This window comes from Caldalkalibacillus uzonensis (genome assembly GCF_030814135.1).
GTDB classification, from domain to species: Bacteria; Bacillota; Bacilli; order Caldalkalibacillales; family Caldalkalibacillaceae; genus Caldalkalibacillus; species Caldalkalibacillus uzonensis.
Genome location: NZ_JAUSUQ010000001.1, coordinates 1 through 12,441 on the forward strand (window position 1 = coordinate 1; position 12,441 = coordinate 12,441).

At 39.9% G+C, this 12,441-nt stretch carries 13 protein-coding genes and 2 pseudogenes; 10 read left to right on the top strand and 5 right to left on the bottom strand.

All coding sequences use genetic code 11. The annotated features are described in order from the left end of the window. Nucleotides 1-204 precede the first annotated feature (204 nt). Nucleotides 205-297 (top strand): annotated as a pseudogene (locus tag J2S00_RS19860) (transposase); the annotation flags it as partial. A gap of 448 nt (nt 298-745) precedes the next feature. Here the strand turns inward: J2S00_RS19860 and J2S00_RS00010 are convergent. Further along, on the bottom strand, nt 746-1,063 hold the full coding sequence (locus tag J2S00_RS00010; protein ID WP_307334105.1) for a hypothetical protein: 318 nt from the start codon (nt 1,061-1,063) through the stop codon (nt 746-748). Nucleotides 1,064-1,261: 198 nt separating this feature from the next. Between J2S00_RS00010 and J2S00_RS00015 the strand changes: the two genes are divergently transcribed. Beyond that, entirely contained in the window at nt 1,262-1,726 is a 465-nt protein-coding gene (locus J2S00_RS00015) for a hypothetical protein (RefSeq protein ID WP_307335174.1), read from the top strand. 192 nt (nt 1,727-1,918) lie between these two features. Here the strand turns inward: J2S00_RS00015 and J2S00_RS00020 are convergent, their stop codons facing one another. Next, nucleotides 1,919-2,047: a YjcZ family sporulation protein gene (locus J2S00_RS00020; RefSeq protein ID WP_307334106.1), complete on the bottom strand. Its 129-nt coding sequence runs from the start codon at nt 2,045-2,047 to the stop codon at nt 1,919-1,921. Nucleotides 2,048-2,554: 507 nt separating this feature from the next. Between J2S00_RS00020 and J2S00_RS00025 the strand changes: the two genes are divergently transcribed. Both J2S00_RS00025 and J2S00_RS00030 read left to right on the top strand, forming a co-directional pair. Continuing rightward, complete coding sequence (locus J2S00_RS00025) at nt 2,555-2,779, top strand: hypothetical protein (protein ID WP_307334108.1); 225 nt, start codon at nt 2,555-2,557, stop codon at nt 2,777-2,779. A gap of 122 nt (nt 2,780-2,901) precedes the next feature. Next, nucleotides 2,902-3,492 (top strand): TetR/AcrR family transcriptional regulator, encoded by a 591-nt coding sequence (locus J2S00_RS00030; RefSeq protein WP_307334110.1) that lies wholly within the window; start codon nt 2,902-2,904, stop codon nt 3,490-3,492. A 421-nt stretch (nt 3,493-3,913) separates the two neighbouring features. On the opposite strand, the gene J2S00_RS00035 is transcribed toward J2S00_RS00030, so the two are convergent. After that, complete coding sequence (locus tag J2S00_RS00035) at nt 3,914-4,543, bottom strand: class I SAM-dependent methyltransferase (RefSeq protein WP_307334112.1); 630 nt, start codon at nt 4,541-4,543, stop codon at nt 3,914-3,916. Nucleotides 4,544-4,581: 38 nt separating this feature from the next. Continuing rightward, a complete protein-coding gene (locus tag J2S00_RS00040; RefSeq protein WP_307334114.1) occupies nt 4,582-5,028 on the bottom strand; it encodes a MarR family winged helix-turn-helix transcriptional regulator in 447 nt (148 codons plus the stop codon). Between the two features lie 372 nt (nt 5,029-5,400). Between J2S00_RS00040 and J2S00_RS00045 the strand changes: the two are divergent. The 4 genes and pseudogenes from J2S00_RS00045 (at nt 5,401) to J2S00_RS00060 (ending at nt 8,535) form a co-directional block, all read left to right on the top strand. Then, nucleotides 5,401-6,062 (top strand): annotated as a pseudogene (locus tag J2S00_RS00045) (class I SAM-dependent methyltransferase). 152 nt (nt 6,063-6,214) lie between these two features. Then, a complete protein-coding gene (locus J2S00_RS00050) occupies nt 6,215-6,664 on the top strand; it encodes a disulfide oxidoreductase (protein ID WP_307334115.1) in 450 nt (149 codons plus the stop codon). Next, nucleotides 6,661-7,131, top strand: coding sequence for a thioredoxin family protein (locus J2S00_RS00055; RefSeq protein WP_307334117.1), 471 nt, complete (start codon nt 6,661-6,663; stop codon nt 7,129-7,131). Before J2S00_RS00050 ends, J2S00_RS00055 begins: the two co-directional genes overlap by 4 nt. A 363-nt stretch (nt 7,132-7,494) precedes the next feature. Next, nucleotides 7,495-8,535 (top strand): zinc-dependent alcohol dehydrogenase family protein, encoded by a 1,041-nt coding sequence (locus J2S00_RS00060; protein ID WP_307334119.1) that lies wholly within the window; start codon nt 7,495-7,497, stop codon nt 8,533-8,535. Nucleotides 8,536-8,726: 191 nt separating this feature from the next. On the opposite strand, the gene dacB is transcribed toward J2S00_RS00060, so the two are convergent. Beyond that, nucleotides 8,727-10,223, bottom strand: a complete 1,497-nt coding sequence (gene dacB / locus J2S00_RS00065; protein WP_307334122.1) for a D-alanyl-D-alanine carboxypeptidase/D-alanyl-D-alanine endopeptidase — start codon at nt 10,221-10,223, stop codon at nt 8,727-8,729. A gap of 275 nt (nt 10,224-10,498) precedes the next feature. Between dacB and J2S00_RS00070 the strand changes: the two genes are divergently transcribed. Together J2S00_RS00070 and J2S00_RS00075 are read left to right on the top strand one after the other, a co-directional pair. After that, on the top strand, nt 10,499-11,389 hold the full coding sequence (locus tag J2S00_RS00070; RefSeq protein ID WP_307334125.1) for a manganese catalase family protein: 891 nt from the start codon (nt 10,499-10,501) through the stop codon (nt 11,387-11,389). A gap of 422 nt (nt 11,390-11,811) precedes the next feature. Further along, nucleotides 11,812-12,081: a hypothetical protein gene (locus J2S00_RS00075; RefSeq protein WP_307334127.1), complete on the top strand. Its 270-nt coding sequence runs from the start codon at nt 11,812-11,814 to the stop codon at nt 12,079-12,081. Nucleotides 12,082-12,441 lie beyond the last annotated feature (360 nt).

Here is a 12,441-nt window from a genome sequence, read left to right on the forward strand (position 1 = left end):
TATAAGAACTCCTCAGCACATATATGAGGTTAAAGTTGATGCATATGTTGGCCAAGTTCTTAAAGTGGAGATTGAAGATTAACAAAATTTCCTCGGTATATTATTAAGCAGTAGAGCAATTCTTCATGCTCCAGATCTTAAGGCTGCACACACTTTGTTAAATCAAGTAATTAAAGATTATATTGACAAGGCTCCACGGTCCATGAACGGATCATTCGTATCTTTCCAAACCGTGAGTCAGCTACCCGGTTGATTGGGGCTGTTTTGCTAGAGATCGATGAAAAATTGGATTACACGTCGTTTGTAATCTTAACGACTGAATACTGGGGGTGGCGCAAAGCACAGGAACATGATCAGATGATATCTGAGCATGAGCATTTACGTCATGCAGGCAGAATATGCCACTGGGCTGTCAAGGGAACGTGGAATACCAAAGCAACAGCGAGGATATGCCGCGAAAATGCCCTTAGGGCTTCTTTTTTGTAAGTCTTAGTTACTTTTTCAGACTTAAAAATGGTTAATCGTGTATTTTTATGTCAATACAGTATAAAGGTCTTTTGCTTTTGATTGTGGTGATTCATAGGATACATTGAAACCAGAATATTGGTTTTAAAAAAATTAAAGGCACGGTCCCCGCTCTTTTTGATAAGAGGATAAGGAACGAAAAAAAGCAGCATAAGCGCTGCTCTTTATTGTGTTGTCCGGTCATTGCTGGACGATGGAAATGGGTGATACATGAAGTTGTTTAAAAGAAAAATGGACGTCTTCTGAAGCGTCTTCTGAATGGGAAAAATGATAAAAAGGCGATGCTGAAAAAAGGAATGGCAAACGGGAAGAAGAAGAATTGGACTTGAGAGCCTTTTTCTTTTGTTTTTGTCCAATCGGCTGTCTGACCAATCGCTTGTGATAGTTGATCGGATGCAATTCCTCCGGCTACCGGTGTAAGATAAACGTGTGTTGGGGTTACGCGGGATATTCTTCCGTCGAAAATTCTTCCATCTCGGGTGCCAATTCTGGCCACTCGTCCAATGTTCGCCCGGCAAAGAGCATAATATCTGGACATGGTTTTCGATCCTCCTTTAGAAAATCTTAAGTTTAAAAAATTCAATTTATACTATGCCGGACGCTTATAAAGAAGCAGGGTGTATATCTTGGGATTTGTTAAATTAGGTAGATGTGACACGCACAAAATTAAAAACTAAACATAAGCTGTGATGAAAACCTATGTCTGCAGTGAAGTGGGGGATAGAAGTTGAATCACATGCTTACTGGTTATAATTGGTCACAGGTCTTAGATAACCTGCAACGGAGCTTATTTGCTGAACAAATGGTTTGTTCGATGAGTACGCAACTATTTCATATCCCGCGAACTCAAGATTTGGAAGGGAACCCTGAAATGCATCAGCATCTGGTTCCGGCCTCTTATCATCGAGTAACTGCCATCGGCTCGGCTCAGCGGTTACAGCACGGAGAATATCATGAATCCATTATCAAGACCTTATCTTCCTGTATTCAAAATGCGAAAATGGAAGACAGAGGCGTTATGGAATGGTTATATGTTATGAAAGAAGCGGCAGATTCTGATGTAAAACCATATATTGAAACCATAATTTATTGGCAAGAGCTGACTCAATATAAACTGGCACTTGCAGAACATGCCTTAAATCAAATCGGTATTTATGTAGAAAATGCTGGACTTTCCCCAACCCCCTATGTACGGAGTTAGATACCGATAATGATGTAAAGGGGTGGATTAAATTCTGGACGGAACGTAATAATGTCCAACATGACAAGCCGTAAAAGTAAAAGCACTGCCCTTCTGACAGTGCTTGTTTGTCATCAATTTGGCCCTTGTATCAACAGGGGAGTTACAATAGAGGAACGCGTGTCTTGTTACCTTAATGGGATTACACCTGGATTAGGAGCAGAAGGGTCTATGAACGGGCAAGAAACAGAAACAGCCGACAATGATAAGTAGGACGAACAACACAACGATTAACGCAAAGTCATCGAAAGGCCGGAAAGGCAGGACTCTTCCGTCAGACATTGGCTACCCTCCTCTCAGTACGGTTACATTAATATACGTCCATCGTGAATAGTTGTAAGGGCGTATTACCCAGGTTAGCGATGGAATTTTGTCAGGATTATTGATGTTTCATACCACTATTGCTGCCATTGCCTTATCTGCCGCGTTTTAGCCGTATTATGGTTTTATGGCCCATACGACCACAAGCCATTTTAACGCAGACCGGCGGCACCGCTTTGTGCGCAGCCTGTTTTATTACTAACTTCGATTGTTTGGAATTAATTACTTGCAGAATAATGAACATATATTCGTGTATAATGAGAACAAATGTTCTTTTTGGGTGGGCGGCTTATGAAAAAGTTCCTATTGAAACAGAAGATGATGAATCATCCTGTGGACATTATCTATATGGATAAAAAAGGCCACATCACATACCGAACCATATTCGTAAAGAAAATAACTTAAGAAAAGGTCATTGCTTTTTGTACGCTTCGTGAACAGCAACGTACCTTTGAACTAAGTAATATCTTGGCTGCTGAAAAAGGAGACATCAATGTTGCCAAAGGAAACAAAAATTACACCTGGTTCCAGCCTTATGTGGATATCCAGTCGGATGATGCTTCCAGAACTCGTTATGCCATAGATCAATATATATTTGAATACGATCATCATATAATGAAATATCATCATAATAATTCTCCGTATGCCCGCGACCGGGAAACAAAATCAAAGTTATTAAAACCAAGATTTTAATACGGTAACACCATGGCATATCTTCTCACCTAACGTAATCATTCCAAAGAATTTGACAAAATCTTCAGTCTCATTTATAGTGGAAACAGACCGAATGGTTTCTTTTTGAAGGGGGAACAAATATGCGCAAAGGTGATATAACTCGTGAGATGATTATTAAAAAAACAGTGCCCCTGTTTAATCGTTACGGTTATTTTGGTTCCTCCGTTTCAGACATCATGGCTGCTACGGGACTTAAAAAGGGTGGCATTTATAATCACTTTAAAAGCAAAGATGAATTGGCACTGAAAGCTTTTGATTATGCTGTTGAAGAGATGAGCCGGCACTATGCGCAAGCACTACAAGGAAAAACAACTGTCTTGGAACAAATTGAGGCTTTATTTTCAGTGTATGAAGACATAGAAAATCCGCCGATTGAAGGCGGCTGTCCCCTGTTAAATACAGCAATTGAAAGTGATGACGCTCACCAGGTATTACTTAAACGTGTTCAGCAAGCCATGGATCGCTGGCTCTCTCTTATACGTTACATATTATTAAGGGGGATAAAGCGGAAGGAACTTCGTCCTGATTTGGAAGTTGAAGAGATAGCCTCATTTATCACTTCATCGTTTGAAGGGGCCATTATGTTGAGCAAGCTTTACAATGACAGCAGTCATCTGCAGCGGACAAAGAGGCAAGTGATAGAGCACATCAAAAATTATTTAATTTTATAAACAGTTAATTGCATGATTGATATTTATATTTTTTTTGAATCAAAAAAGACCAATCGGTCTTCAGGGGAGGAGGTTAACAGGCCGTTTCTTGTTTCAACTCTTACGCAAGATGGAAGGAGAGTGGTGACTCACAACGGATTACGTGTTGAGCCGGACTATAACTTCGAAAAAGCCCCTTGTTTTGATATTGTGGTTGTTCCCGGAGGCCCGTTTTCCTGCATTCAGCGGATATTACTTAACGAAGAAGTCAGTACATATGTTTCCGAAAGTAAAGGTTGTCCGCAATCAAAGGGTTGTGGATGATGGGAATGTTGTCACTTCACAAGGCGTCTCTGCGGGAATTGATATGGCTTTTCATGTGATAGCAAGGTTGTTGGGCAGTGAAGTAGCTAAGAGGACATCACAAACCATGGAATACGATTCAAGGTTTATATGTTAGTTCAGGTTTATACCCAGTCACACATACAGCTAGAACAGGCTTCAACTTAATGGATTGCATGTGGATATCAGTAAAACCAGCTTCTTTCAAATATTGTGTATAAGTTTTCCCTTCCTCTAGTGCTGTCTGATCCGTGGCCCCTTTATTGCGGGGTTGGAAAGTAACCGCCAGTATTCCACCGGGTTTCAGATGTTGACCTAATTGGCGCAAGTGCGTAACCGGTTCTGGCCAAAACATGAGTGAATTAACGGTAAATATTTTATCGAAGGGCTCATGAAAAGCAGGGAGGTGCTCAATGGACGCCTGCTTTAGCTCCACTTTTCCTAAGCTGATCGCTGTGGCATTTCGTTTAGATGCTTGCTGCATCATGATTGGTGAAGCGTCAATTCCAACAACCATTCCTGTGTCAAGCTGCTTGCTGACCAGTTCAATAGCAACTCCGGGGCCAAAGCCTACTTCCAGCACTCTGTCATCAGGCTGAATAGATAAGATGGAAACAGTCCAGGCGTTAAGCTCCCGGTTAGAGACAGCCATTATTTTCCCCGCTACATGTCCCCAAAAACCTTCAGGTAGCTTAAACTGATCAAAAAAACGCTTTAACAGCTCTGCCACCATCATCACTTCCTTTATCCCAAATTCAAACTAGTACTTTAAGTACACTTATGTTCGTACTTGTGCAGGTTGTGACGCATGCGGTTAAGCATCGTCATAAGCATTGCTTTTTCTTCAGGTGTGAAACCAGCTAACAACTGATCCTCCAACTGGTTAGCTAGTGGCCAAAAGTGTTGGTTTAAAAATTTTTTTCCACTTTCGGTCAAAAAGATCCGCTTGGCACGTGCATCAGTTGAGTCTACGTAGCGGACTATCAGTTCTTTGCGTTCTAATTGGTCAACCAATGATGTCAATGAAGGGGCTTTGATATTTAAGTGATTCCCGATATCTTTTTGAGATTGACCATCTTGACTGATCAGACATAACAAAACTGAAACTTGAGCGTTTGTCAGTCCAAAAGAATTTAACTCCATTTGAAAGGCTTGACCCAACGATTGGACAATCCGTTTTAACTCATAGCTGATAAATATGTGCTGTGGTTCCAATCAGTCTGTCCCTCCCCCGAAAGTGATTGGTTTTACAAACCTGTGCTAATTAGTTAGTTTCGCTAACTAATTTTATTATAGTATATGTCAAACAACTTATTCAATAAACGGAAGCCTCAAAATAAAATAATAAACGATCAATACACTTCTGATCATGGCGGTGCCCGAGAACTGAAGCGATTGGAAACTACTTAATTTTACCGTCTTCAATCAACTGATGGTGACGACTTCACTTTAAATGGTTTGTTAGTGAGAAATGTCCCAGGCAAAAGGCAAGTTGGCTGGTATTGTGAGCGTCCAGTATAATAGAATAATTGTTGTATACTCCTAAAAAAACTGTTTTAAACAATAATCAAGTAGGTGGGTAGAGTAATGAATAATTCTTGGAATAAAGTAATCTATAAATCTGGTCTCCAATTTATGACAAAATTTTTGACCAAACCCCCATTCACCCTGAATCCTATGCCGAGGCAGAACATACTGGTGTATTTTTAGCAACACGAAAGCAAATTTTTAAAGAAATATCAATTAAGAGAGAACAAAAAATACTTTTTGTAGGCGTAGGAACGGGAGCAGATTTGGAGTTAATTGACCACTCTTATTTAGACATAACTGCAATTGATATTTCCCCAGACATGCTTAAAAAAGCAAAAGCTAAATTTGAACATTCCTCTATTAAGTTTTTAGAGATGGATGCACAGAATATGAAATTTAGTAAAGATTCATTTGATTGTATTATTGCCAGTCTAACCCTGTCAGTAGTACCTGAACCAGATACATGTCTCAGGGAAATGACTAGAGTTCTAAAGAAGGGAGGGCAAATGATTATTTTTGATAAATTTTCTCCAAAAAATAAAGATCTTTCATTACCTAAAAAGTTTCTGAGACCCATTATTCGTGTATTAGGAACTGATATTGGTGTTAACTTTGAGGAATTATTGTTAAAAAATAATCAAAATTTAAGAATTGAAGAAGATAAACCTGTTATGTTAAATGGGATGTATAGAATGATAATAATGACAAAAATTTGCTAACATTTATGTCATGAGGGACAAAAGGGGTTTTTCGTTTACTTGAAGGCGTTTATGGGCCAAAAGCATGTCCTTAGAAAAATAGCTCTTCGTTTGGTATAGTAGAAATGTCCAAACACGAGCTTAGGAGAAGAGCATATTGGAGGACGAGCTATATGCTATCAAAACCGTGGTTAAGACGTATCTTACTTGAACAAGGATTGTTTGTTTCTTGGATAATCGCTTTCACAGCAACACTCGGCAGTTTATATTTTTCAGAGATAATAGGATTTATTCCCTGCGAGTATTGTTGGTATCAGCGCATATTGATGTATCCGTTAGCTATTATTTTGGTTATCGCCACAGTGAAGAAGGATACTGGGGTGGCTGTATATGTCTTGCCCTTGTCCATCATGGGTGGAAGCATTTCTTTATTTCATTATTTAACTCAAAAAGTGACATTTTTACGTGAACAAGGTGCAGCATGTGGCCCCATACCATGTAACATTGAGTATATTAACTGGTTTGGGTTTGTGACTATTCCCTTTTTGGCACTTGTTGCTTTTATACTGATCACAATCATTCACCTGTCATTATTCTATGTACAAAGGAGCGCAAGCAAATGAAAAAAGTCATCTTGTTTGGAGTCATTATCTTTGGATTGTTTAGCGCCTTGGGCATTGTCACTTATTTTCAACAACAGAAGGCGATAGGAGGAAATCCATATGGCAAGGACCGTCTTCACCCTGAGACCGTTAAGCAGTTAGATAATCCGTTGTATCATAATCAGATCTTACCCGAAGCATTAGCAGAAAGAATCCAGAATGGAGAGGAGCTGTTTATCTATTACTACCAGCCGGATTGCCCCTATTGCCAGGAAGTGACGCCAAATTTGGTTGGGCTTGCGAAAGAGAAGAGCTTCGAGTTATATTTACACAACTTGAGAGAGTTCCCTGAAAGTTGGGAGACCTATGGTTTGGATGCTGTTCCTGCTGTTGTCCATTACAAAGAGGGAGAAGAGCTGTCCCGTATCGTTGGTTTTCACGACCGTAGGGAGTACGAAGTATGGTTTGAGATGAACGGAGTAAAATAGGCTGGGCTAATAACTAAAGAGGTGATTCCTGTAATCAAAGAAACAGTACGATACACTTTTTCAATTGGACGAGCAAAATATTCTTCAGCCATTATACAGTCAGCGATGACGGACTAGTTTATGAATTTACGTTGTATGATAATGTCTTAATTGCCTGAAGACAAACGCTAACTGCTGCAGACGTTAAGTTTACGTACGATACTTGTTTAGAACATCCTAAATCACGTTTTAAGAACCCTCTGCGTATTGTGGAAAATATCGAGGCTCATAGTGATACATCCTTTACAATTACACTAAATACTATGCATAGTTTGTTTCGAATTGCTCACACTAGATGGTGAGAATGTCAAGGAGGGACTAAAAATGAAAGCCGTTACTTATCTGGGGCCAGGAAAAAAGGAACTAATGGAAAAGCCAAAACCAAAAATTGAAAAGGAGACAGATGTCATTGTTAGAATTACAAAAACAACGATTTGCGGAACGGACTTACATATTCTTTCAGGGGATGTTCCTACTGTAGAAGAAGGTCGAATTTTAGGACATGAAGGTGTAGGAATTATTGAAGAAGTTGGTTCGGGTGTAAAAAATTTTAAAAAAGGTGACAGAGTATTGATTTCTTGTATTACCTCCTGTGGAAGATGCGAAAATTGTAAAAAAGGTTTGTATGCGCATTGTGAAGATGGGGGCTGGATCTTAGGACACTTAATTGATGGAACCCAAGCAGAATATGTAAGAATTCCTTACGCAGACAATAGCCTTTATCCTATTCCGGAGGGTGTAGATGAAGAGGCTCTCGTCATGCTGAGTGACATTCTGCCAACAGGATTTGAAATTGGTGTGTTAAACGGTAAGGTTCAGCCTGGACAAACAGTTGCCATTATCGGAGCTGGTCCCGTAGGTATGGCAGCGTTATTAACAGCTCAGTTTTATTCACCTGCAGAGATCATTATGGTTGATTTAGACGATAACCGTTTAGAAGTTGCCAAAACTTTTGGTGCAACTCAAGTGATCAATAGCGCTGACGGTAGGACTGTTGAAAAAATTATGGGCTTAACCGACGGAAAAGGGGTAGACGTCGCGATGGAAGCCGTCGGAATTCGAGCAACATTTGATATTTGTCAAGAAATTGTAAAACCAGGCGGCCATATAGCCAATATAGGTGTTCATGGAAAAAGTGTTGAGTTTCATATTGAAAAATTATGGATACGTAACATTACGTTAACAACCGGTCTTGTCAATACGACTTCTACACCGATGTTATTGAAAACGGTGCAATCGGACAAATTGAAACCGGAACAATTAATTACTCACCGCTTTGCCTTTTCCGACATTATGAGAGCTTATGAGGTTTTTGGCAACGCAGCAAAAGAAAAAGCATTAAAAGTCATTATTTCCAATGACTAAGATCTCTTTTTTAAAAAAATCCATCCATTCTTGACCTTTACAACCCATATTTCACGTGGGTCGTGAACAAGATGTTGAATTGTTGCTCGGTCCTGGCGTACAGGCGTCCGATTTCTTGATGAACCGACGACTGGACTTGCCCCTTTTGTCAACTGCGTTCAGGGTCTCTGAGTTTCTGTTTAATCCAAGCATCACTCAAAAGAAAACTCTGCCAGCCTGATCGCAATTTCATCTTCAAGATCCTTTGGACTACTGCCCATATAGTTATTCAATAAAATGGCAAATGTTAATGGATGTCCATCAGCTGTGGTCACATAGCCGCATAATGATGTTTTGGCCGTCAATGAGCCTGTTTTGGCTCTCACATTTCCAGCAGCAGCTGTATCCCGCATACGATGGCGCAGGGTTCCGCCAACCATTCGTTCACTGATGCCAGCAACTGGCAACGACCCAAAAAATACATCAAACCATGGCTCCTCTTGCACCACATGGAGCAGCTGAGTTAAATCTTTGGCCGCAATCATGTTCAAATGAGACATTCCGGAACCATCTCTGAGCCGGATCGCTTCATGATTTAAACCACGTGAGGCAAGATAATTTGATACGACCTCTAGTCCTTTTGACCAGCTTCCCTCATCATGGATCACCTTCCCCATCTCTTTGACCATGATTTCGGCATGTCCGTTATTGCTGAACTTCATAAAAGGAATAAAAAGCTCAGATAAAGGCATAGATTGCCTGGTGATTAAAGGAGTTGCATCTTCTGGAGTGGCTGCATAAACTTGATCATCTCCAAGTATGCGAATTCCAACTTGTTGAAGAGACTGTTTGAATAAATCCAAAGCATATCCAGTCGGCTCCCAAACGCTCACCCAGGTTCTGTCATGCAGACCGTTGTGCGGTATGGTTCCTTCGACTACGATGTGATTATGTCCATGTTGCCGCTGGATGGAAATGCTCCTGGGTCCGCCTTGTTCTACCGTTTCAGTATTGTTTATGATGGTGACGTAATCTGTTTCAGGAATCACCTGCAATTCAGCAGGTTTTCCCGGTTCTGTCGCATGAACTTCTACGATGACTGTACCAGCATCGTAATCCTCATTTGGAGAAGCGGTCAATGCGGAAACTTGCACCCCGGCATAACTGCTTTCATTATCCCAGGCCATGTCCGTTGAAAGTCTGACATCATCAAACCAGGTATCATCGGCGACAAGATCTCCCCGGATGATATGTATTCCTTTTTTTGCAAGCCCCTCAGCAAATCGATCAAAGTCTTCTGTTAAAAGTGTTGGATCCCCTTTTCCTTTTAAATACAAATTGCCATGGAGAACCTTTCCTTTTATTTCACCATCTGTGAGCACGAGCGTTTCAAAGGTATAGTCTGGTCCTAGCACCTCTAATGCTGCAGCACCAACTAATAATTTTTGGTTTGATGCAGGCGTAAGACGCACATGGTCCTGGTAACCATATAAAACCTCTCCCGTTTTGGCCGAACGAACGCTGACTCCAACCAAAGCGCCATCAAGTCTGGGGTCTTGTAACACGGCATTGAGTTGATTTGCTAACTTTTCAAGGGCTTCTTCATGATGTACACTTTGTTGTGTTGCTCCGTAAGGTTGGCTGTCAAATATACTTAAAACGAATGCTAATAAACAGAACATTATCATAAGCCATCTGTTTGGAATCATTATTACAAATCCTCCTAGCTTTATATAGTATGAACATTTCCACGTTAATCCAGTCAGGGACCTAGGGTCTGTAACATAAGAAAGACCATTTTGACGTTGAGCATTAGGAAGGAATTTCAACAGAATATTTAATATCAGAATTTTTAATTAATAATAATAAATATTATAAACTTATTAGTATAATATTGACATGATTATAATTATCATTTAATCTATTGGTAGGTGAGTGATCCCGGGACACTTGTCAAATTAGAAAATGGAGGAGGAGATAATTTATGTTCATGCGTGTTGACAAGTTACAAATTGAGTTGCCCAAACCAAAAGAAGGGGATGCCAATGCAGCAGCAGCAGTGCAGGAGTTGCTAGGTGGGCGCTTTGGGGAAATGTCCACGTTAATGAATTATATGTATCAATCTTTTAATTTCCGCGAAAAGAAGAAACTAAAACCTTACTATGACTTAATTGCCAATATTTCCACAGAAGAGCTGGGGCATATCGAACTGGTTTCCGCCACGGTGAATGCGTTACTGGAAAACACAGCACCTAACAAGGCTCCAGATCAAACGCCTTTTGGCTTTGCTAAAGATGTCCGCAATACCCATCACTATATAGCTACTGGACAAGCAACGCTGGTAGGTAATTCCATGGGACAAGCTTGGCAAGGAGATTATGTCTTTAACAGCGGTAACTTGGTTCTTGATCTTCTGCATAATTTCTTCCTTGAAGTGGGCGCACGCACCCAGAAAATCCGGGTCTATCAAATGACGGACAACCCCGTGGCCCGCGAAATGATTGGCTATTTGCTGGTCCGTGGAGGTGTTCACGCCCTGGCATACGCCAAGGCACTGGAAACGTTAACTGGTGTTGATGTGAAGAAAATGCTCCCTATTCCAGACATCGATAACAACAAATTCCCTGAAGCCAGAAAATTTGAGGAAAAAGGAAGCCATCGTACCTTGTATCGCTTCAGTCCAGATGACTACAAAGATATTAAACTGATCTGGAACGGAAAACATCCAGATGATGGCCAAGAGTTAATTGTCTCAGACACATTGCCTGAAGGGGGACCTGTTCTGGAAATGGAGGAGCAGCCTGAATCCTATGCTCCAGGCTTTACACCGGAAGACTTGTATGAAATTGCTCAGAAACTGCAAAAAAATCTCTAATGAAAACTGTTAAAGATATATTAGAGGTTTTAGAAGTGGAAGAACAATGGAAACAAGCCAGTCCGCTATTTTATAGATAAATAAACCAAACGAAGAAACTCCTGTCTGTATTGAGACAGGAGTTTCTTCGTCAAACTTTTGACAAATTATGCTTAACATACATTTTTTGGACAAAAAGTGGGTGACAAATGAAGCAGAAACAGAAATATTTAAGCAGTAGGCTGGGATTACCACAAAGAGGAAGTACACAGCCTTTTAAAGATAGGGAGGTTTTTGGGCATCCATTCATTTTTTAAATTCACAAACGTGTATATTTTCGAATGTACTTCCAGAAAATATAAGTGTTCGTTTAACATGAAACAGTGTATTGCAATGAGACATTTTTATTCTTATAATGTTATTTTTAATCTGGAGGGATAAAATTGGGTAGCCAAAACATTCAACATATCTTTGAAGGGGAGATAGATCCAGTATCAAACAATTACGTCCTAAAAAAGGTTAAAAATTTGGAAACCCAATCTGTCATTAGTCCTGAGCAAATTCAAACAATTTATAAGCATTTGTCAAAAGTGCTTAACAGTAGTGAAGACTATGTTATAACTGTTAATGATCAGATGCCAATAAGACTTAGTCATGATGACATAAAACAGTTATTAATTGAGTTAGAAGAAATAAAAAATGGCTTACATTAAACGACATGACAGTTAATCTGCTTTTCTACACAACCCTACACCGTAAGGTTTATTACATTTTAAAACTATTGGCCAATGTTGATTGTCCAACCCCCTTTTCATTTGACATCATACTCTTTATTTTCTTACTTTTTGCTCTATTTCGCCGTCGGCGATTATTTTAGGGATAACATAAGCAGTGGTTCAACAACAAAACCAATGGAATCCAGTATTAAGTATAATATGACTTTATTTAAGAGGCAGTCGGTTTTTCTTATCTACGACTACCTCTTTTTAATATATTGAAACGAGGACCAGAAAGATTATGGCGACCGCAAGGTCACCAGAAAATTGAAATTCTCTACTCTACAAGACTATTTC